The 19688-nt window shown below is 71.5% G+C and carries 16 protein-coding genes, 2 tRNA genes and 3 pseudogenes; 9 read left to right on the top strand and 12 right to left on the bottom strand.

Features of this window, described 5'->3' with window-relative positions:
• Window positions 1-122 precede the first annotated feature (122 nt).
• The 5 genes from gyrA (at window position 123) to AC5RWQ_RS04625 (ending at window position 4024) form a co-directional block, all read left to right on the top strand.
• Window positions 123-2645: a DNA gyrase subunit A gene (gene gyrA / locus AC5RWQ_RS04645; protein ID WP_334494014.1), complete on the top strand. Its 2523-nt coding sequence runs from the start codon at window positions 123-125 to the stop codon at window positions 2643-2645.
• A gap of 3 nt (window positions 2646-2648) precedes the next feature.
• Entirely contained in the window at window positions 2649-3527 is an 879-nt protein-coding gene (locus AC5RWQ_RS04640; RefSeq protein WP_494281481.1) for a DUF3566 domain-containing protein, read from the top strand.
• A 142-nt stretch (window positions 3528-3669) separates the two neighbouring features.
• Window positions 3670-3743: transfer RNA gene (locus AC5RWQ_RS04635), tRNA-Ile, on the top strand.
• A 45-nt stretch (window positions 3744-3788) separates the two neighbouring features.
• The gene (locus AC5RWQ_RS04630) at window positions 3789-3917 is read left to right on the top strand and encodes a DLW-39 family protein (protein ID WP_218105107.1); all 129 of its coding nucleotides are present in this window, start codon (window positions 3789-3791) and stop codon (window positions 3915-3917) included.
• 31 nt (window positions 3918-3948) lie between these two features.
• Window positions 3949-4024, top strand: a tRNA-Ala gene (locus AC5RWQ_RS04625).
• Between the two features lie 6 nt (window positions 4025-4030).
• Here the strand turns inward: AC5RWQ_RS04625 and AC5RWQ_RS04620 are convergent.
• Window positions 4031-4795 carry a site-specific integrase gene (locus tag AC5RWQ_RS04620; RefSeq protein WP_494281480.1) on the bottom strand — a complete coding sequence of 255 codons (765 nt, stop codon included), beginning with the start codon at window positions 4793-4795 and terminating at the stop codon, window positions 4031-4033.
• Here AC5RWQ_RS04620 and AC5RWQ_RS04615 point away from each other — a divergent pair.
• On the top strand, window positions 4775-5449 hold the full coding sequence (locus tag AC5RWQ_RS04615) for an HAD family hydrolase (RefSeq protein WP_494281479.1): 675 nt from the start codon (window positions 4775-4777) through the stop codon (window positions 5447-5449). The genes AC5RWQ_RS04620 and AC5RWQ_RS04615 overlap by 21 nt on opposite strands.
• Before the next feature lie 230 nt (window positions 5450-5679).
• On the opposite strand, the pseudogene AC5RWQ_RS04610 reads toward AC5RWQ_RS04615, so the two are convergent.
• From AC5RWQ_RS04610 to AC5RWQ_RS04585, 6 genes and pseudogenes are all read right to left on the bottom strand, one after another.
• Window positions 5680-5895 (bottom strand): annotated as a pseudogene (locus AC5RWQ_RS04610) (tyrosine-type recombinase/integrase); the annotation flags it as partial.
• Between the two features lie 30 nt (window positions 5896-5925).
• Window positions 5926-6525, bottom strand: coding sequence for a site-specific integrase (locus AC5RWQ_RS04605; protein WP_494281478.1), 600 nt, complete (start codon window positions 6523-6525; stop codon window positions 5926-5928).
• Window positions 6526-6718: 193 nt separating this feature from the next.
• Window positions 6719-7201: pseudogene (locus AC5RWQ_RS04600) on the bottom strand (GrpB family protein); the annotation flags it as partial.
• A gap of 174 nt (window positions 7202-7375) precedes the next feature.
• Window positions 7376-8152, bottom strand: a pseudogene (locus tag AC5RWQ_RS04595) (transposase family protein); the annotation flags it as partial.
• 57 nt (window positions 8153-8209) lie between these two features.
• Window positions 8210-8785, bottom strand: a complete 576-nt coding sequence (locus tag AC5RWQ_RS04590; RefSeq protein ID WP_494281477.1) for a hypothetical protein — start codon at window positions 8783-8785, stop codon at window positions 8210-8212.
• A 255-nt stretch (window positions 8786-9040) separates the two neighbouring features.
• Window positions 9041-9694 carry a hypothetical protein gene (locus AC5RWQ_RS04585; RefSeq protein ID WP_494281476.1) on the bottom strand — a complete coding sequence of 218 codons (654 nt, stop codon included), beginning with the start codon at window positions 9692-9694 and terminating at the stop codon, window positions 9041-9043.
• A gap of 215 nt (window positions 9695-9909) precedes the next feature.
• Here AC5RWQ_RS04585 and AC5RWQ_RS04580 point away from each other — a divergent pair, with 215 nt between their 5' ends.
• Window positions 9910-10563, top strand: coding sequence for an HAD family hydrolase (locus AC5RWQ_RS04580; RefSeq protein WP_494281475.1), 654 nt, complete (start codon window positions 9910-9912; stop codon window positions 10561-10563).
• 7 nt (window positions 10564-10570) lie between these two features.
• Here AC5RWQ_RS04580 and AC5RWQ_RS04575 read toward each other — a convergent pair whose 3' ends face one another.
• Entirely contained in the window at window positions 10571-10963 is a 393-nt protein-coding gene (locus AC5RWQ_RS04575) for a VOC family protein (protein WP_494281474.1), read from the bottom strand.
• Window positions 10964-10993: 30 nt separating this feature from the next.
• A complete protein-coding gene (locus tag AC5RWQ_RS04570) occupies window positions 10994-11254 on the bottom strand; it encodes a DUF7660 family protein (protein WP_494281473.1) in 261 nt (86 codons plus the stop codon).
• A gap of 163 nt (window positions 11255-11417) precedes the next feature.
• Between AC5RWQ_RS04570 and AC5RWQ_RS04565 the strand changes: the two genes are divergently transcribed.
• Entirely contained in the window at window positions 11418-12371 is a 954-nt protein-coding gene (locus AC5RWQ_RS04565; protein WP_494281626.1) for an L-threonylcarbamoyladenylate synthase, read from the top strand.
• 30 nt (window positions 12372-12401) lie between these two features.
• On the opposite strand, the gene AC5RWQ_RS04560 is transcribed toward AC5RWQ_RS04565, so the two are convergent.
• Window positions 12402-13907, bottom strand: a complete 1506-nt coding sequence (locus AC5RWQ_RS04560) for a protein kinase domain-containing protein (protein ID WP_494281472.1) — start codon at window positions 13905-13907, stop codon at window positions 12402-12404.
• 137 nt (window positions 13908-14044) lie between these two features.
• Complete coding sequence (locus AC5RWQ_RS04555) at window positions 14045-14335, bottom strand: hypothetical protein (protein ID WP_494281471.1); 291 nt, start codon at window positions 14333-14335, stop codon at window positions 14045-14047.
• Window positions 14336-14500: 165 nt separating this feature from the next.
• Between AC5RWQ_RS04555 and AC5RWQ_RS04550 the strand changes: the two genes are divergently transcribed.
• Complete coding sequence (locus AC5RWQ_RS04550) at window positions 14501-14920, top strand: CBS domain-containing protein (RefSeq protein WP_334491798.1); 420 nt, start codon at window positions 14501-14503, stop codon at window positions 14918-14920.
• Window positions 14921-15012: 92 nt separating this feature from the next.
• Here the strand turns inward: AC5RWQ_RS04550 and AC5RWQ_RS04545 are convergent, their stop codons facing one another.
• On the bottom strand, window positions 15013-19482 hold the full coding sequence (locus tag AC5RWQ_RS04545; RefSeq protein WP_494281470.1) for a cation-translocating P-type ATPase: 4470 nt from the start codon (window positions 19480-19482) through the stop codon (window positions 15013-15015).
• Window positions 19483-19688: the final 206 nt, after the last annotated feature.

Raw genomic sequence — 19688 nt, 5'->3', positions numbered from 1 at the left:
GCGTGGCCGGCCGGTGTCCACCGTCCGGCCACCCGGTCCACAGAGTTATCCACAACTTGGCCGGTTTCCCACAGCCGTTATCCACAGCACGAAAACGACTCTGAGTCTGATAAGGGTTAACAGTGACCGATACTCCCGAGTCCACCCCGAACGAGCCGGAGATCCCGGAGACACCTCTCGCGGCGGTCGTGCAGCACGACCGGATCGAGCCGGTCGGCCTCGAGGTCGAGATGCAGCGCTCGTACCTCGACTACGCGATGAGCGTCATCGTCGGGCGGGCCCTGCCGGACGTCCGGGACGGGCTCAAGCCGGTCCACCGCAAGATCCTGTACGCCATGTTCGACTCCGGCTACCGGCCGGACCGCGGCTACGTGAAGTGCTCCCGCGTCGTCGGTGACGTGATGGGTCAGTTCCACCCGCACGGCGACTCGGCGATCTACGACGCGCTGGTCCGGATGGCGCAGCCCTGGTCGCTGCGCTACCCGCTGGTCGACGGCAACGGCAACTTCGGCTCCCCGGGCAACGACCCGGCGGCGGCCATGCGGTACACCGAGTGCAAGCTCGACCCGCTGGCCATGGAGATGCTGCGGGACATCGACGAGGACACCGTCGACCTCCAGGACAACTACGACGGCCGGGCCAAGGAGCCCACCATCCTGCCGTCGCGGATCCCCAACCTGCTGATCAACGGCTCCGAGGGCATCGCGGTCGGCATGGCCACCAAGATCCCGCCGCACAACCTGCGCGAGATCGGCGCGGCGGTGCAGTGGTGCCTGGAGAACCCGGAGGTCGACGAGGCCACCACCCTCGACGCCCTGCTGGAGATCGTCAAGGGCCCGGACTTCCCCACCCACGGGCTGATCGTCGGCACCCAGGCCATCCAGGACGCGTACCGGACCGGGCGCGGCTCGATCCGGATGCGCGCCGTGGTCGAGGTCGAGGAGGACAAGCGGGGCCGGCCCTGCCTGGTGGTCAGCGAGCTGCCCTACCAGGTCAACCCGGACAACCTCGCCGAGCGGATCGCCGAGCTGATCAAGGAGGGCAAGCTCGCCGGCATCGCCGACATCCGGGACGAGTCCTCCGGGCGTACCGGCATGCGGATCGTGCTGGTCCTGAAGCGCGACGCGGTCGCCAAGGTGGTGCTGAACAACCTCTACAAGCACACCCAGCTCCAGGAGACCTTCGGCGCCAACATGCTGGCCCTCGTCGACGGGGTGCCGCGCACGCTCAACCTGGCCCAGTTCCTGCGCTACTACGTCGAGCACCAGATCGAGGTGATCCGCCGGCGGACCGCGTTCCGGCTGCGCAAGGCGGAGGAGCGGGCGCACATCCTGCGCGGTCTGGCCAAGGCGCTGGACGCCCTGGACGAGGTGATCGCCCTGATCCGGCGCTCGCCCACCGTCGACGACGCCCGGCAGGGCCTGATCCGGCTGCTGGACATCGACGAGATCCAGGCGACCGCGATCCTGGACATGCAGCTGCGCCGCCTCGCCGCCCTGGAGCGGCAGCGGATCGTCGACGACCTGACGAAGCTCGAGATCGAGATCGCCGACCTCAAGGACATCCTGGCGAAGCCGGAGCGGCAGCGGAAGATCGTCTCCGAGGAGCTCGGCGAGATCGTCGCGAAGTGGGGCGACGAGCGGCGGACGAAGATCGTGCCGTTCGACGGCGAGGTCTCGATGGAGGACCTGATCGCCCGCGAGGACGTGGTCGTCACCATCACCCGCACCGGGTACGCCAAGCGGACCAAGGTCGACCTCTACCGCTCCCAGCGGCGCGGCGGCAAGGGCGTCAGCGGCGCCACCCTGCGGCAGGACGACATCGTCAGCCACTTCTTCGTATGCTCCACCCACGACTGGATCCTGTTCTTCACGAACAAGGGCCGCGTCTACCGGGCCAAGGCGTACGAGTTGCCGGAAGCCAGTAGGGTGGCCAAGGGCCAGCACGTGGCCAACCTGCTCGCCTTCCAACCTGACGAGCAGATCGCGCAGATCATTGAAATCCCGAACTACCAGGTGGCTCCCTACCTGGTACTGGCCACGAGAAACGGCCTGGTGAAGAAGACCCGACTCGAGGAGTTCGACTCCAACCGGTCCGGCGGCGTCATCGCGATCAACCTGCGCGATGAGGACGAGCTGGTCGGTGCTGTCCTCGTGGCGCCGGAGGAGGACCTGCTGCTCGTCTCGAAGAAGGCGCAGGCGATCCGGTTCAACGCCACCGACGAGGCGCTGCGCCCGATGGGCCGCGCCACCTCGGGCGTGATCGGGATGCGCTTCACCGACGACGACGTCCTGCTGGCCATGGAGGTGGTTCGGGAGGGCCTGGACGTTCTGGTGGCCACGAACGGGGGATACGCGAAACGCACCCCGATCGAGGAATATCCGGTCCAGGGTCGGGGAGGTAAGGGCGTGCTGACTGCCAAGATCACCGAGCGACGCGGTGGTCTGGTCGGCGCGATCGTGATCGACCCGGACGACGAACTGTTCGCGATCACGAGTAACGGCGGCGTCATCCGGACTCCGGTGAAGCCTGTACGCCGTACGCGTGACCGGAACACAATGGGGGTCAAGCTGATGGACCTCCCGGACGGCGTGACTATCGTGGCGATTGCTCGCAATGCCGACGAGCCTGACGAACAGGACTAGTTGATGACGGAGACACAGGCGAAGTCGGGGAACACGGGGACCTCGGCCACCCCGGTCGACGAGGAGGCCGCCAAGGGCGGCACAGCCGCGGCCGGTCGCGCTGCCGTGGGTCGGGCGACCGTCCCCGCCGATGCGCCTGCCCCGAAGTTCACCCGGGCCCCCGGCATGACACCGCCGCCGGAGACGCCGGGCGACGAGGGGTCGACCGAGAAGCCCCCGACAGCGGGGCTCGACGGGCCCTCCTCCGCCACCCAGCCGGCGGTTGCCTCGGCCAAGTCGGCCAACACCACCCAGCCGATCAAGGCGGGAGCCGCCACCTCCCCGTCCGGCACCGGCACCCAGCCGAGGGTGGGCGGCGGGGCGAGGCCGTCGCCCGACGGCCGCCCGGCAGCCGGAGGCCGTCCCGCAAACGGCGGAGGCCTGCCGCCGGGCATCGGTGGCGCCGTCGGGGCCGCTCGGGTCGGTGACGCGGTACGCGCCGCGCGTACCTCGGTCGGCTCGGCCGCCTCCCGCGGCCCGCGCCGGGCCCGGCTGAACCTCAAGCGGATCGACCCCTGGTCGGTGATGAAGTTCGCCTTCTCGGTGTCGGTGGTGCTCTTCATCGTGGTGGTCGTCGCCACCTCGGTGCTCTACCTGGCCCTGGACGCCATGGGCGTGTTCCAGAGCGTCAACGACAGCCTGACCGACCTGGTCAGCGCCGGCGGTGGGCAGAGCACCAGCGGCTTCCAGATCACCGCCAAGGGCGTCATCCTCAGCTCCGCGCTGATCGGCCTGGTGAACGTCGTGCTGTTCACCGCGCTCGCCACGCTCGGCGCGTTCGTCTACAACGTCTGCGCCGACCTGGTCGGCGGGATCGAGCTGACACTCGCCGAGCGGGACTGATCCGGCTCCACGACGCCGGGGCACCGCCGAAAGCGGTCGCCCCGGCGTCGTGCGTACGGGTAGGTTCAAAGTGGCGCGGGCGCGCCGGCCCCCCGATTTGGGGCCGAGCGACGCGATGGGTTAACCTTGCTCGTCGCCACGCGGGGCTATAGCTCAGTCGGTTAGAGCGCAGAGCTGATAACTCTGAGGTCGCTGGTTCGATTCCAGCTAGCCCCACCGCACACCGTTCCGACGGCACAGTCGAGCGCGAGGGGTCGCCCCATGTTCAAGAAGCTTCTGTTCCTGGTCGGCGTCGTCGGCGTTGCCGCGGTGGTGGCCAAGAAGGTCAAGGCTTCCAACGACGAGCGCGCCCTGTGGCACGAGGCGACCACCGCCCCCGACCTGCGCTGACACCCGGCACCAGGCGGCTCCGCCCGCCCTCGGGGCCCTAGCTCAACTGGCAGAGCACTGCCTTTGCAAGGCAGGGGTTAGGGGTTCGAGTCCCCTGGGCTCCACCAGCACTTTCACCGGTTGACCTCGGTCCCGAGTACAGCCATTCGTACAGCCAAGCGGTCACGCCGTGCCTCCTCGCCCAGCACCCGATCGATGGCCGAGGCAGCGTGACGAGCTCGCGCCGGCAGGACGTGCCCGTAGGTGTCGGCCGTCATCCGGATCGTGGATTGCCCGAGCAGCTCCATCACCGTTCGCAGATCCTCGCCCTGGTGGAGCAGGAACGTGGCGAACGCGTGCCGCAGGTCGTGTAGGTGCAGCCAGTCCAGGCCGGCCGCCGCGCGGAGCTGCTCGAAGCGCCGGTTGACGTTCCGCGGTTCCATCGCAGTACCGATGGTGCTGGCGAAGACCATGCCCAGATCCGACCACACCTCCCCAGCGGCGAGCCGTTCCTTGGCCTGACGCACCCGCTGCGCCCCCAGCGCCCGAACGGCCAGAGCCGACAGCGGCAGGGGCCGACTCGACCGGTGAGTCTTCGGTGGCACGAACTCCAACCCGCGATCCGTCCGCTGGAGCGTCTGCCGAACGAACAGCGCCCGTCCCGGCAGGTCTACATCCGACCACCGGAGGCCCAACAGCTCAGCCCGCCGGAGCCCGGTGGCCAGCGCCAGGGCGACAAGGTCGTTCGTCCGGTAGGGCGCTCCACCTTGTCGCCCTGGCCCTGGCCCGCTCCACGGTGTGTGGGTCGGCGGCAGACGGGATGGCAAGCAAGGTGACAGCGGTGACGATCTCAGTAGGATGCTGGGATGTCTCGACCAGTGATCTTCGACCTCTTCCATACCTTGATCCACGGGGCTGATGAGGAGCGTGACCGGGTAGTCGGCGAAATGGCGGTCATGGTCGGCGTGGCTCCGGCCGAGCTGGTCGCCGCGTACCACGCCACCTGGCGGGACCGGCTGGTCCGGTGGGACGTGGAGGAGACCATCCGCATCCTCGCCGGACGCCTCGGCGGCACACCGACCGACGCGCAGGTGGCACGGGCCGGTGAGCATCGGCGAGCCCTCGGACGCCGAATGCTCGACAGCGTCTCGCCCGCCACCCTGGACGTGCTCGACGCGCTACGCGCCGATGGTCGTCCGCTGGCCCTCATCAGCAACGCCACCTCGGACACCTCCGAGCCGTGGCCGCAGAGTCCGCTTGCCCGACGGTTCGATGTCGCGATCTTCTCCTGCGATGTCGGGCTGGCCAAACCCGACCCGGCGATCTATCACCTTGCTGCCGAGCGCCTGGGGGTCGAGCCGGCGGAGTGCTTCTTCGTCGGCGACGGCTCAAACGGTGAGCTGCCCGGGGCGGCAGCGGTCGGTATGACCGTCTTCCGGACCACGGAGCACAACGACACCGACCCCAGCTGGGGCGGGCCGGTTATCCATACCTTGGGTGAGCTGCCCGCCATACTCGGAGAGCCGTCCAAGGTCATGGAGCCGGCCGAGTAGAACGGTCAGTACAGCCACTCGTACAGCCAAGCCCGCCGACAGATACCGTCCGGGGCCGATGGCAGGCGACACGGCGAGCAGCTCAGCGCCAGTCACCGACCTAGGCAGACAGCCGTCTTGATCTTTGCAAGGCAGGGGTTAGGGGTTCGGGTCCCCTGAGCTCCACCATTTATGCTCCCCACCTGCGGCTTCTCGTTTTGTTTGATCGACAAGTACAACGTCAGTACAGATCAGGCTTGATCTTGACCTGAACGCGCCGACCGCAGGACGTTCCCAACGATGCCGCGAGGCCGGTCCCGCTTCGGCCACCAGTGCACGTACGTTTCCAACGTGATCCGCAGCGTCTTGTGCCGTAGCTGCCGCTGGACGTCCTGCGGTTCGGCGTGATTTGTGATCAGCGTCGTGGCGAAGAAATGCCGTAGCGCATGGAAGGTTCCGTGCTCCTTTGGCCAGCCAGCGGCTGCCCGCCAGTCGGCCTACTCTCGCGACCAGGTGCGGTCGGTGAACGGGTTGCCCCGCGTTGTGGTGAACAACAGCGGCACGACGCGCCGGACCGGGTCGCCGGAGGTGACGTCGATCAGCTCCACCGGGACGGGCGGGAAGTCGCGGACGTGCTCGGTGAGGACTTGGCCCACGACCGGGTCAAGATCGACCGTTCCAAACGAGCCCGCTTTGGGCTCGCTGAGGTAGAACCCCGCGTGCTCCTGGGGCGCGTACCGCAACTGCTGGACGATGTGCAGCTCTCCCCGGTCGCGGTCGACACAGCGGGCACCCTGCTCCACGCCGAGCGCTTCACCCAGCCGACAGCCCTGCCCAGCGCCCAGCCAGATGGCCGCCCGGTAACGAGGAGGCACGACGTCGAGCAGCGCCAGAACCTCGCGCTCCCTCGGCACCCACTTTGGCTCCCGAGAAAAGCCCCGCAGCACCTGAGCGAGCTTTACGCCGTCGCATGGGTTGTCGGTGATCACCTTGTCGGTCACTGCGGCGTTTAGCACGGCGTCGAGGAGTTCGAAGTACAGCTTGAGCGAGGTACGCGGCGTGCCCTCGTCCAAGCGCTGCGTCAGCCACTCCCACACACGGGTCAAGGCGGCCCGCAAGCGGCCCGCGCCGGCCGCGCTCGGCCTGCTGGCGGCGAAAGCGCCGGCATCGGCCGGCGCGCCGGCCGATGAAGGGCATGCCTCCGGCGGGGGCCAGACGACTCCGAGATGGAGTTGCCGAACGGTTCCGGTTCGTGAGTGGTGGGATGGCGAGGGGGTCAGCGCGTGCTGTTCAGCGCAGCCCGCATCGCTTAAGGATGTCGATGATGATCGCCGCCTTGCCCTGGACGTACAACGCCATGTCCATCGGATGTTCCTGGGCGACTCGGTGCTTCTCGGCCGCGTAGCGATCGCGATCTTCTGGGTGGGTGCGAAGCCAGTCTCTGAGGATCAGGTGCCGGAGGTACTCATCGCAGTCAGGGCCGAAGACGTGCAGATTCACCCCGTGGTCGTGGGTCCAGAGGCAGCGGTGCTGGTACCAGTCGGGGTCGCGGGTGCGTAGGAAGTAGCCGGCGGCTTCCAGCGGCGGCACGTAGGCATCTTCATCTGCCGGGTCCGCAACGATGAGGTCGATGTCGAGTCGATTCTTGGCCGCCAGACCGGGCACGGCGGTCGACCCTACGTGTTCGACCGCAAGCGCTTTGGCACCGAGCGCAGCCCGGATGGCCGCCTCCTCCTTGGCGAACATTGCGGGCCACTCAGGGTTGTAGGCGTCAATCGTGATGGGTGAGGTGACGTTCGCCGGACGGTTGCCGACTGCTCGCTTCGCAGCCTTGTCGCCGGTGAGATCCAGCGATGCCTTAGGCAGAGGTGGAATGCGCATTGGAGGCACCTTAAGGGACGTCTCGTAACTGGGTGAAGGCGTTGCCCGGCACCGGGTTGGTCTTCCCCCGGCGAGGGCGATGTTGTGCAGGTTGGCGATGCCGGAAGCGGTGTCGGTCAATGTGCGGGCGGCGCGGCGGTGGTCGCGCAGGATCTTCCAGGTCTTCATGCGGGCCAGGGCGTGTTCGACCTGCGCTCGGACGGTGCGGTGCTGTGCATTCAGGTCTTCCGTCCAGGCCGGCAGCGCACTGCCGTCGGAGGGCTTGCGGTACGGGATGATCACCTCGGGGTTGCCGCGGTAGCCGCCGTCGGCCATGACTGGCCGCCCGTCCAGCTTCTGGTCGATACCGGAGGTGCGGTAGACGATGGTGTCGTTGCGGTTGCCGGGCTGCGGGTCGCCGACGGCGATGACCAAGCGGGTGCTGGCGTCGATGGCGACCTGCAGGTTCGTCGAGTAGCGGTAGTTCTTGCTCGGGGCGGCCAGGCGGTGGTCCCGGGTCGGGACCAGGGTGCCGTCGACGATCGCGATCTGGTCCACCGGCCGCCGGCGCACCGGGGCCAGGGCCAGCAGCGGGCCGACGGTGTCAATGACCCGGTGCGCGGCGGAGTGCGACACCCCGAACAACGGACCGATCTGCCGCATCGTCAGGTTGGTACGCCAGTACGTGGCCACCAGCAGCACCCGGTCGGCAAGGTCGAGGGCCCACTGCCGGCCCGGCCGGCCGTCGGCGATGCCGTCGCCGCCACGCTCGGCGACCAGGCGGACCAGCCGCCGGAACTGGGCCGGCTGCAGACCAGTGAACGGGAAGATCCACTCCGGGCGGGCTGCAGAGATCACCTGCACCCAGACATCCTCGATGACCGTCCTTGACAGACAGACACCGGGGTTACGAGACATCCCTTAGGGGCGGGGCTCGCACATGCTCATAGCATCGCGCTCCCAGCTACTTCCTACGAGAGCGACGGGGTAGCGGACCTCGCTGACCTGCTTGTTGTCGGTCTCGACCGAAAACCGTACCGACAATGGCTCCGGCTGGAAGGCGATCGAGCACTCGAACTGCAGCTCGACGAGGATCTGACCGGTGCCGCCAGGGCGCAACAGCCGGGGTTGACCTATGTTGCGTATCAGAACGCCGGGCCTCTCCGCGTGAACCGCGTGAACCGTGATCGGCGCGGGGCCAGCGTTGATCAATAGCAGCTGGCCGTTCAGCTCGACGGATCCCTCGATGAACGAACCGCCAAGGTTGACCGATTCAGGCAGCGCCACGAGTGCGACCACGGTGGCCCGCTCCCGCTGTTCACGTGAGTCCCGCAGCTCACCGACACCGACACCGCCGAGCACCACGCCGGCGACGAAGGCAGCGACGAGGCGAAGGATCATCTTCTGTCTAGTCGCGACGTGGCCGTGGGTAGTGCTGCTCACGGCCGGCTCGTGATCGTGCTTGTCCAGATCGATCACTTCGTGCTCCGGCGACATGGCGACAGCCTAGGGCTTCGTCGACGGCGCACAAGAGCGCGCAGAGCATCATCAATGACCAGAGGCAGGAGCCAACCCAGGCTGCAAAGGGACACTATCACCGTCGTTCTGGAGTTGCCTTGAGCAAACCCCCGCCGACCTTGTCTCGGAGTCGGCGGGGGTTCTGCTCTGATGACGCGCGTGGTGCGTCGTGTGCGGCCCCTGATGAACCCGGCATTCCGTCAGGGCAAGGCAGGATCAGGGCCGCGCACTACGTCAGCGGGTGGTCACCGCGCTGCCCAGGTCCCAGCTGATCGACGTCGAGTACAGCGCGAACCGGTAGTCCCGGGTCTTGCTGATCCGGTAGGACATCGTGGCCTCACCCTTGCTGTTGGTCCACACCGACTTCAGGTTGTACCACTGCGTGGTGCCGCGCTCCCGGTACTGAAAGACCCCGCCGGCGGACCGCTTGAAGTAGTTGTTGTTCGACACCGAGTAGAGCAGCGAGGTGCCCTTCAGCGTCACCACGTCGCCGCTGCGCGACGAGGAGATCCACGCCCCGGCGGCGAGCTTGACGGTCGAGGTCGGCTGATTCTGCGCCTGGTCGTCGTAGTTGACGTCCCACGCGCCGCCCGGCCGCCAGGTGTGCGTACCGATGGTGTGGAAGCTGTAGACGTCCCACGTGTCGGTGGTGGTGTTGTCAAAGATCGTGATGTCCTGCCAACCGCGGGTCGGGTGGTAGAGATCCCACGCGGCATACGAGCAGGGCCCGCTCATGGTCAGCTTCAGACCGATGTACGGGCGACCGATCGCCACCCGGCCGGGTGCGCTCAGGACGCACGTTCCCGCGGCCTGCGCGGGGGCGGGCACCGCCAGCAGCACGGACAGACCGAGCAGGGCAAGCAGAAATGCCGAAGTACGACGAAGCAACTGGGATCCTCTCAAGTGCCGAAAGTCGGCGGGACGGTGTTCCCATTCCGCCGGCGCAGCAGGCTATCACCGGCACCGGCTCAAGGAGTGCCCCCGATCCGGCGACGGACAGATTGCGGGTCGAGAAGGATATGTCCCAACGGGTCCGAAATCGACGGACGCATTCAGACGCAGCGGATTCAATGACGTATCGCCGGCCGGTACGGTCGTTGACCATGCAGCGGCTGGCGCTCTTCGACCTCGACAACACCCTCGTCGATCGTTCGGAGGCGTTCGGGCGCTGGGCGGTCGAGTTCTGCGCCGAACGCCAACTGCCGGCTGACGCCGTGGCCTGGCTGATCGCCACGGTCCAGGACGGTTTCGTGCCCCGGGACTGGTTCTTCGGCGAAGTGGGGCAGCGCTTCGGCCTGACGGACCGGGTGGACGACCTGTGGGCGCGGTACCGCCGGCGCATCCCGGAACTGGTGACCTGTCGCCCGGAGGTGCTGACCTCGCTGGCGCTGCTGCGCGACGACGGCTGGGCGGTGGCGATCGTGACCAACGGTCAGGCCGACAACCAGTTGGGCAAGATCAGGCGTACCGGGCTGGACCGCTGCGTCGACGCCTGTGCGGTGTCCGGGGAGTTGGGGATCCGGAAGCCGGCGCGGGAGATCTTCGAGGCCGCGGCCCGCAAGTGCGGGCTCGATCTGCGGGACGGGGGTTGGGTGATCGGCGACAGCCCGGTGCACGATGTCGAGGGCGGACGCGCGGCAGGGCTCGGCAGCGTCTGGGTCAGCAGGGGAAAGGACTGGCCGGCCCACCTGCCCCGACCGGACCGCACCGTCGGCGACGTCCTGGCCGCCGTCGCGGTACTGCGCGGGGCAGAGTAGGGGCCGGCTACGCCGGGCCGAGCAGGTCCCAGCGGTTGCCGGCCACGTCGAGGAAGACGGCCACCTGGCCGTAGGGCTGGGTGCGCGGCGCGGAGACGAACTCCACGCCGTACGCGGTCATCCGGTCGTACGCGGCGCGGAAGTCGTCGACCTGGAGGAAGAAGCCGACCCGGCCGGCCGTCTGGTCGCCGATCACCGCCTCCTGCCGTGCACCGTCGGCGCGGGCCAGCAGGAGGCCCGTTCCTCCGCCGGCCGGCCGGACGACCACCCATCGCTTGGGGCGTCCGTCGTTGGTCAGCGACGGGGAGTCCTCGACCAGCTCGAAGCCCAGCGCCCCGGTGAAGAACCGGATGGCCTCGTCGTAGTCCCGCACCACGACGGTGCACAGGTCGATCCGCATCCGGGGAGCCTAGCCGGGCCGCGGGTGGGGTCAGTAGTCGTGGCAGGCGGCCGCGAGCGCGTCGGCCACCAACTGCCAGGCCGCCCCATCCGGCGCCGGCTGGCCCGCCCGGCGTTGCAGGCGCCCACGATCGCGCAGCTGGGTGGCGCAGGCGGCCAGGAACTGGTCCAGCTCCGGGTTGACCACGGCGTCGGGCGCCCGGACCACGTCGTCGGCGAGCCACTGCATCCAGGTGACCAGGTCGTCCAGGCTCCGCACGCGCTTCGTCGGCTGGCCGTCGGCTGAGGTCATGAGCGCTCCCAGGGGTCGGGGATCCTGCGACCTGTGTACCCCGCCAGCACGTTCCGCCGGGGGCAGGTGCGGCAAACGACGGGGTGGCACCTCGCCCCTGACCGGACCACCCGGCCGGGCGGCAGGCTAGCGTCGGGGCGTGAGCACCGGAACTCCCCGCGTCCTGCCCGCCGACAGCGGTGTCGCCGAGGCCGCCGCCGTGCTGCGCGCCGGCGGCCTGGTCGCGTTCCCCACCGAGACCGTCTACGGGCTCGGGGCGAACGCCCTCGACGCGCGGGCCGCCGCCCGGATCTTCGAGGCGAAGGCCCGGCCTAGCTTCGACCCGCTGATCAGCCACCTCGCCGACGCCGCCGACCTGGAGAAACTCGTCGGCCCGGTGCCGCCGGCGGTGGCCGCGCTGGCCGCCCGGTTCTGGCCCGGCCCGCTCACCCTCATCGTGGACCGGCCCGCCGAGATCCCGCCGATCGTCACCTCCGGGTTGGACACGATGGCCGTCCGGGTGCCCGACGAGGCGTCCGCGCGGGCGCTGATCCGGGCCGCCGGGGTGCCTGTGGCCGCCCCCAGCGCCAACCGGTTCGGGCAGCTCAGCCCCACCCGGGCCGAGCACGTGGTGCGCGGGCTGGGCGCGGCCGTCGACGTGGTGCTGGACGGCGGGCCGACCCGGTGCGGGATCGAGTCGACCATCGTGGACGCCCGCGGTGACCGGCCGGTGGTGCTGCGGCTCGGCGCGCTGGCCGTCGAGGAACTGGTCGAGGCGGTCGGGCCGGTGACCGTACGGCCGGGCAGCTCCGGGCAGCCGGTGGCACCGGGGACGCTGGCCGCGCACTACGCGCCGCGTACCCCGCTGCGGTTGGTGACCGCCGTGGAGCCGGCGGCCGGCGACGGCGCCCGGCGCGGGTTCCTGGCCTTCCGGGAGCCTCCGGCCGACGGGTACGTCGCGGTGGAGGTGCTCTCCCCGGCCGGCGACGTCACCGAGGCCGCCGCCCGGCTCTTCGACGCCCTGCACCGGCTCGACGCGGCCGGGGTGACCGAGATCGTCGCCGAGGCCGCCCCCGAGGTGGGGGTGGGGCGGGCCGTCAACGACCGGCTGCGCCGGGCAGCCGCCACCTGGCACTGACGACCCGGTGCACGCCCGCGGCCCCCGTTCTCACAACTCGGCGGCGATCCGGTCGACGCCGGCGGTCAGCTCGTCGTAGCCGGCGGCGCTGAGCTTGCCGCCCCGGAGGAGCTCGGCGAGCTTGTCGCGCAGCTTCTTGATCTGCTCCTCAGCCTGCTCCGGGTCGTCCTCGGCGATCTCCTTGGCGATCGCGTCCACCTTGCTGTGCAGGTCCTTGGCCGCGTCCGGGTTCAGCTGGCCGCTATCCACCTGTTCCTGGATCGATAGGCGCATCGCGACGACGGGGTCGGCGGGCGGGGCCGGCGTACGCGAGACGGCCGGTGGGCTGGGCGCCTCGCTGGTCTTCAGGGTGGTCGGGGTGGTCGGGGTGCTCGGGGCCGCCGGGGCTGCCGGCTCGACCGTCCGGACCACCGGGGTGGTCGGGGCCACGGTCGCCGGGCTCGGCCGTACGGCCGTCGTGTCGGCGGGCACCGACGTGCCGGTGGGCGGCGCGACCGACGTGCCGGTGTCGGGGCGTAGCAGCGCGGCGGCGACCAGCGCGACCAGCGCGACGCCGAGGACGCCGGCCGTCACGAGGAGCAGGGCGCGTCGCCGTCGTACCGGTCGTCCCCCGGTGCCCGGGTCTGTCCGCACCGCCATGGCCACGACCGGGGCGCTCGGACCGGACCGGTCGGAGTCGGAGCGCTGCGGCGGGAGGGAGGGCGGCAGGACGTCCGGGGACGTCCCCAGGGCCGCGAGGCGGTCACGGACCTCCCCGGCGTCGGCCGGCCGGGCGGCCGGGTCCTTGGCGAGCAGCTCCGCCACCAGGGCGTCCAGCGCGGCGGGGAGGCCCGAGCGGCGTTCGCTCAGCGGCGGGGGCGGGTCGTTGACGTGCTGGTGCAGGACGCTCAACGGATCACCCGTGAACGGCGGCGTGCCGGCCAGCATGGCGTAGAGGGTGCAGCCCAGACCGTACAGATCGGATCGGTTGTCGACCGGCAGCCCGAGCGCCTGTTCGGGCGCCATGTAGGAGCTGGTGCCCAGCTTGGTCGCCGGACCGGTCAGGGTGGCGTGCCCCGCGGCCACCGCCAGCCGGGCGATGCCGAAGTCGCAGATCTTCACGGTGCCGGACGGGGTGACGATCAGGTTCCCCGGTTTCACGTCCCGGTGCACCACGCCGGCCGCGTGCGCCGCGGCGATCCCGTCGGCGGCCTGCACGGCGATCGCGATGGCCTGCTCCACGGGGAGCGGTCCGTCGGCGATGAGCGCCGACACGGTCCGTCCCTCCACCAGTTCCATGACCAGGTAGGAGTCGTCCTCCTCGCTGCCGAAGTCGTAGACCGCGACGATGTGGGGATGGCTCAGCCGGGCCGCCGCACGCGCCTCGCGGTCGAACCGTTCGGCGGCCAGCGGCTCCCTCAGGCCGGCGGCGGAGAGCACCTTGATCGCCACCGGTCGGTCCAGTCGCAGGTCGCGGCCCCGCCAGATTTCGCCCATCCCACCGCTGCCGAGCAGTTCCTCGGACCGGTAGCGGCCACCGAGCACACGTTTCAACACGCGGTCAGTTTCTCCAGTCGCGGCCACCGCTACACCCCACGACGCGCCCCGCGACGGCGCGCGGCACGGTCAACTGTGCCGCGCCGCGCCACCGTCACCTGGTACCCCGTGTGCGGAACCGACACCGGGGAGCGGTGCTATGCCTCCTGGTGCGTGACGTCGAGGTTGACGAAGCGGGGCTCCGCCTTCGCCAATCGCCGCATCCGCTCGGCGTACGTGCCGGTCTCCGGCTGGCCGCTGTGCGCCATCGCCTGCTCGTAACTGTCGAACTCGGCGACCATGACGAAGTGGCCGGGCCGCTCCCGGTTCTCCGCGACGGTCATCCGCGCCGGGGCGTTCGACAGCTGCTGCTGTCCCCACTCCTCGCTCAGCGCCCGCACCTCGTCGGGCCGGTCCGTGTCGTACTCGATCACCTGGACGAACGACATGTCGTCACCTCCCGGCGGCGGATACCCGGGCCGTTGCCGTCCATACCGCCGCCACCCGGGTACCGGCGGCCGGTCGAGGTCGCGTGCATGGTCACCCGGACCGAGGGTACGAATTCAGACAACGACCCCCGGAAGCAACGACCCCGGAAAGCGAGGTGGCACATCATGCCGACCGCACGCGAAATCATGACCAGCGACGTGACCTGCGTCCGCGAACAGGACGATCTCCGGGCCGCCGCGAAGCGGATGGCCGACCTGGGCGTAGGTTCCCTGCCGATCTGCGGCGACGACAACCGCCTGAAGGGCATGCTGACCGACCGGGACATCGTGGTGAAGGTCCTCGCCCAGGGCAAGGACCCGGCCAACGTGACCGCCGGCGAGCTGGCTCAGGGCGAGGCCGTCACCATCGGCGCCGACGACGACGCCGCGGAGATCCTGCGCACCATGGGCAAGCACAAGGTACGCCGGCTGCCGGTGATCGACGGGCACGAGCTCGTCGGGATCGTGGCCGTGGCCGACGTGGCCCGATCCCTGCCGGAGCGCCCGGTGGGCGACCTGATCGAGGCGATCTCCGAACGCTCCTGACCGCCACCATCCCTGATCGCCGCCCTCGGCTCCGGCCGGGAGGCGGCGATCGGCGCATCCGGGTGTCAGAGGCGGTGCCGACGAACGTCACCTCAGCCTGTTCCGTCCCCATCCCCGCTCCGTACCCCCGACCCGGCGGGCGAACCCGGCGGCGGGGGGAGGCGCTCGACCAGCCGGCTGAGCGCGCCGTTGGCGAAGGTGGCGCCCAGCGCGGAACCGGCGGCAATGCTCCAACCGACCGGCCCCAGCGGGGTGCAGCCGAAGAACTGGCTCACCCCCGGCGTCTGCACCACCCCGGCCAGCACGCCCAGCGAGACAGCGGTGGAGGCGAGCACCATCGGGCTGGTGCCACCGGCCAGGACGGTCTGACCGAGCTGGGTGCCCACCAGGGACACCAGCGCCACCGTGCCGGCCCGCCGCCGGCGACCGGTGTACCGGGCCAACGTCCAGCCGGCCGTCGCGCCCAGCGTGGTGGCCGCCGCCCGCAGACCGATCTCCCGGGTCATCGTCTCGCCCAGCGAGGTGTCCGGCCCCTCCCGCAGCAGCCCGTCGGCGCGGTCCGCGGCGGGCGGCCGGACCGCGATGGCCAGCGCCGGCGCCAGGTCGGTGAGCAGGTTGACCAGGAGCAGTTGCCGCCCGGTCAGCGCCGACCGGCCGGTGCTGGCGGCGGTGAGCACGCTGAACGCGATCTCGCCCAGGTTGCCGCCGACCAGGATGCTCAGCGCGTGGCGAACCGAGGACCACATCGCCCGCCCCTCGACCAGGGTGGCGATGATGGTCTCCAGCCGGTCGTCGGTGACCACCAGGTCGGCGGCGGCCCGCGCCGCCGGAGTGCCCCGCTGACCCAGCGCGATACCCACATCGGCCAGCCGGATCGCCGGCGCGTCGTTCGCGCCGTCCCCGGTCATCGCCACGGTACGGCCGCACTTCTGCAACGCCTGGATGATCCGGACCTTGTGCGTCGGGGTGCACCGGGCCACCACGTCGGTGCGGGCCAGCCGCTCCCCGAGCGCGTCGTCGTCCAGCTCGTCGAGTTCGACGCCGGTGGCGACCCGCTGCTCCTCGTGGTCCGGGCTGATGATCGACGCGATCGCCTCGGCGGTGGCCGGGTGGTCACCGGTGATCATGATGGTATGCACGCCGGCCTGCCGGATCCGGCGGACCGCGGGGGCGGCGCTCTCGCGTACCCCGTCGGCGAGCGCGACGAAGCCGACGAAGACCAGGTCGCGTACCTCGTCGTCGGTCACCGTCGAGGTGTCGACCCGACATTCGGCGACGGCGAGCACGCGGTGCCCGGCACCGGCCCGGTCGGCGAGCATCGCGTGCAGCCTGTCCCGCCCCTCGCCGTCCAGGTGCTCGTCCCGGCCGCCCGGGGTACGCCACGCCGCGCAGCGGGGCAGCACCGTCTCCGGCGCCCCCTTCACGCTGAGCAGCAGCCGCCCCCCGGTCCGCCCGACCGTGGCGAGGTAACCGCGGGACGGCTCGAACGGCAGCCCGCCCACCGCCTCCCAGCCGTCCGCGCCGGTCTGCTCGGTCACCCCCGCGTCGCGGGAGCCGTACCGGACCGCCCGGTCGGTGTGCTGCGGCAGCTGCTCCGGGTCGTCCGCCGCCGGGGTGGCCCGCAGCGCGGCCGCCAGGGTCAGCCGCAGGGTGTCGTCGAGCTCGTCGACCGGGGCGTACCGGCCGTCGTAGCCGACCCCGGCGAGCAGCAGCCTGCCCTCGGTGAGGGTGCCGGTCTTGTCGAAACAGAGCACGTCGACCCGGCCCAGCGCCTCGATGGTGCGCGGGTTGCGGACCAGGGCGCCGTGCTCGGCCAGCCGCCGGGCCGCCGCCAGCTGGGCCGCGCTGACCAGGAACGGCAGCCCCTCCGGCACCGACGCCACCGCCAGGTTCGCGGCGGTCGCCGCCGTCTCCGCCAGCGGTACGCCGCGCAGCAGCCCCGCCCCGGCCACCGCGATCGCCGAGCTCGCCGCCATCGGGAGCGCGGCGCTGGTCAGCCTGCCCAGTCGGGTTTCCACCCCGCTGGCCGGCGGCGCCTGCCGCGCCATCGCCAGGCTGCGCCCGCTCTCGGTGTCCGCCCCGGTGGCCACCACCACGGCGGTGCCGTGCCCGGCGGCGATCGTGGTGCCCTCGTAGAGCATCGAGTGCCGGTCAGCGACGGCGTTGGCCACCACCGGCTCGTCGCTCTTGCCCACCGGCAGCGATTCGCCGGTCAGCGACGACTCGTCCGTCTCCAGGCCGTCGGCGGTCAGCACCCGGCAGTCGGCCGGCACCGCGTCCCCCGGGCCGAGGGTGACCACGTCCCCGGGTACCAGGTCCTCGGCGGCGACCACCCGCTCGGTGCCGTCCCGGCGGATCCGGGCGGTCACCGCCGAGCGGGAGAGCAGCTCGGCCAGGGACCGTTCGGTGTTGCGCTGGTGCACCGCCCCGATCAGCGCCGAACCGCCGACCACCCCGCCGACCAGCGCGGCGTCGACCAGCGACCCGAACGCGGCGGAGAGCACCGCCCCGGCGGCCAGTACCGGGGTGAGCGGGTTGGCCAGCTCGTCGACGAAGGCGCGGAGCAGCCCGCCGGTCGCCGGCCCGCCGTCCGGGCCGGCGCGGTGCCGGCGGCGCGCCTCCGCGTCGGTGAGTCCCTCCGGGCTGCTGTCCAGCTGCCGGAGCACCGTGTCGACCGGCATCAGGTGCCAGGCGGTGGTGGTCGGGGGCGCCGTGCCGGTCGGGCCGGGCAGCCGGTGGGCCTGCCACACCCCGTTACCGAAGGCCACCGCGGCCGCGCCGTTGACCGCGGCGAGGGTGCGCCCCGGCAGCAGGTGGGGGTCGGCGGTGAACGCGCCGAGCGTGCCCAGGCCGGTGCCGGCCATCGACAGCCGGATGTTCTGCCTGGTCATCCGCTGGGCCACCCCGGCCGCCTCGATGATCAGCGCCGGAATCCGCAGGTCGGTACCGACCAGCAGGTGGGCGCCCCACGGCGGCAGGTCCTCCGGGCCGGCCACGCCGAGGCCGCAGTCGGCGGCGGCGATCCCCCGGCGATCCCCGGAGACCAGCAGCACCACCGCGCCGTCGCGTTGCAGGGTACGGACGGAGTCGGCGAGTTGGTCGCCACCGGGCAGGACGGCGTCGGCGAAGCCGTACCGCTGGGGGTCGTCGGTGGCCACCACCAGGCGCAGCCCGGCGGACCGGGCGGCGGCGGGCAGCGCGTCGACACCGGGTGCCGGTTCCGGCTCGACCCGGATGACGGCGGCGAGGGTGCCCTGGTGGGCGAGGCCGAGCAGCGGCCCACCGCCGTCGCGCAGCCGGCGGCTGTCCGGGGTGTCCCCGGGGTCGTCGGCGGCCAGCCCGTCCAGCGGCCCGAGTTGCCAGCCGTCGGCCTCCCGGGTGCCCTCCGGGTTGGTTGGGTCGAAGAGCGCGAAGGCCCGGCCGGCCACCTCCCCGGTCTCCGCGTCGGCGAGCGGCGCCAGGTCGGCGAGCACGCCGCGGGCCGAGCCGAGCACGGCGGCGTCCAGCACCACGGTGTCGATCCGGTCGAGTTCGCGCAGCACCTTGCGGTCCATGGCGATCACTCCGCGCCGGGCGAGCATCCGGCCGAGCTGGGCGGCGTACCCCTCGCGGCCGCTGCCCGGGGCCTTGGGCAGCGATGACAGGGCCAGCGCGGCGGCCCGCTTACGGCCGGCGAACGGCAGCGCCGCCGCACCGGCCAGCGCGCCGGTGGCCAGCATCGAGGAGATGTACCGCTCGATCGGGCCGTCCGGCATCGGTCGGGGACGCTCCCCGTCAAGCGTGCGGGCCACCGCCCGGTCCGGGTCCCCGGTGAGCCGGGGCTCGGCCTTCTCCCAGGTGGCGAGCTGTGCCCGCGCCTCACCCCACTGGACGAGCCGCTGTGCGCCGTCGAGCACGATCCCGGCCCAGCCGCCGGTGAGGCCCTGGACGACCGCCTCGGCGAGCGGGAAGAGCACCTCGGCACGCGGATCGGCGCGCAGGCCCCGGCCGGCGAGGGCGTGCAGTTTCGGGTGCAGGTCGATGGCGCCGAGCAGGCCGGCCACCTCGCCGGGGACCGGGGTGAACGGCAGGATCCGGGTGGCCGCGGAGATGGTCAGGCCGAGCGCGTCGGAGGCGAGCGCGCCGAGCGTGCGCGGGGTGCGCGGACCCTCCTCGGGCGGGTGCGGCGGGGGGATCTCCGGGTCGGGTTCGTGCGGGCAGACCCGTTCGGTGCGGGCCACCGTGGCGATGAGGTCGCGCAGCTTCGGCTTCGGCTCCTCGACGGCCACCACCACCCGGCCGGACGGGGCGTTCACCCGGGCCCAGGCCACCCCGGGCAGCCGCTCCAGCGCCGCCTCGACCTGGCGGGCCAGCCGGTCGCCGCCGTCCTGGCAGACGCCGTGCACCTCGATGTGGTGCCGGCCGTGGCGGGACCAGACCCGGCGGCGGGTCAGCCCGGCCGCGCGGGCCAGCCGCGACGCGGCCGCGCCGACGGTACGGGAGGCGCCGCCGACCAGCGGCGGCACCGCCGGCACCGGCAGCGGCGGCAGTACGCGACCGGCGACCCGGCCCAGTGTCGTCATCGAGCGGTACGGCCGGGCCGCCGGCCCTGCTTCCCGCCGTCCACCCCGCCCCTGCCGTACGCCATCTCGCCTCCCGCTTCCGTGGGACGGCCTGGCTTCCCGGTGCACCGTCCGTTATGCCCCGCGAGTGGGAGAAGTTCGCCCCGCTGGCGGGGCATGGACCCCGACACCGGTGGAATCCGGGTCGGGTCGGGGAACCGAAACCG

The organism is Micromonospora sp. BS32, from assembly GCF_059089345.1.
This window is presented reverse-complemented; position numbering and strand designations above follow the sequence as displayed.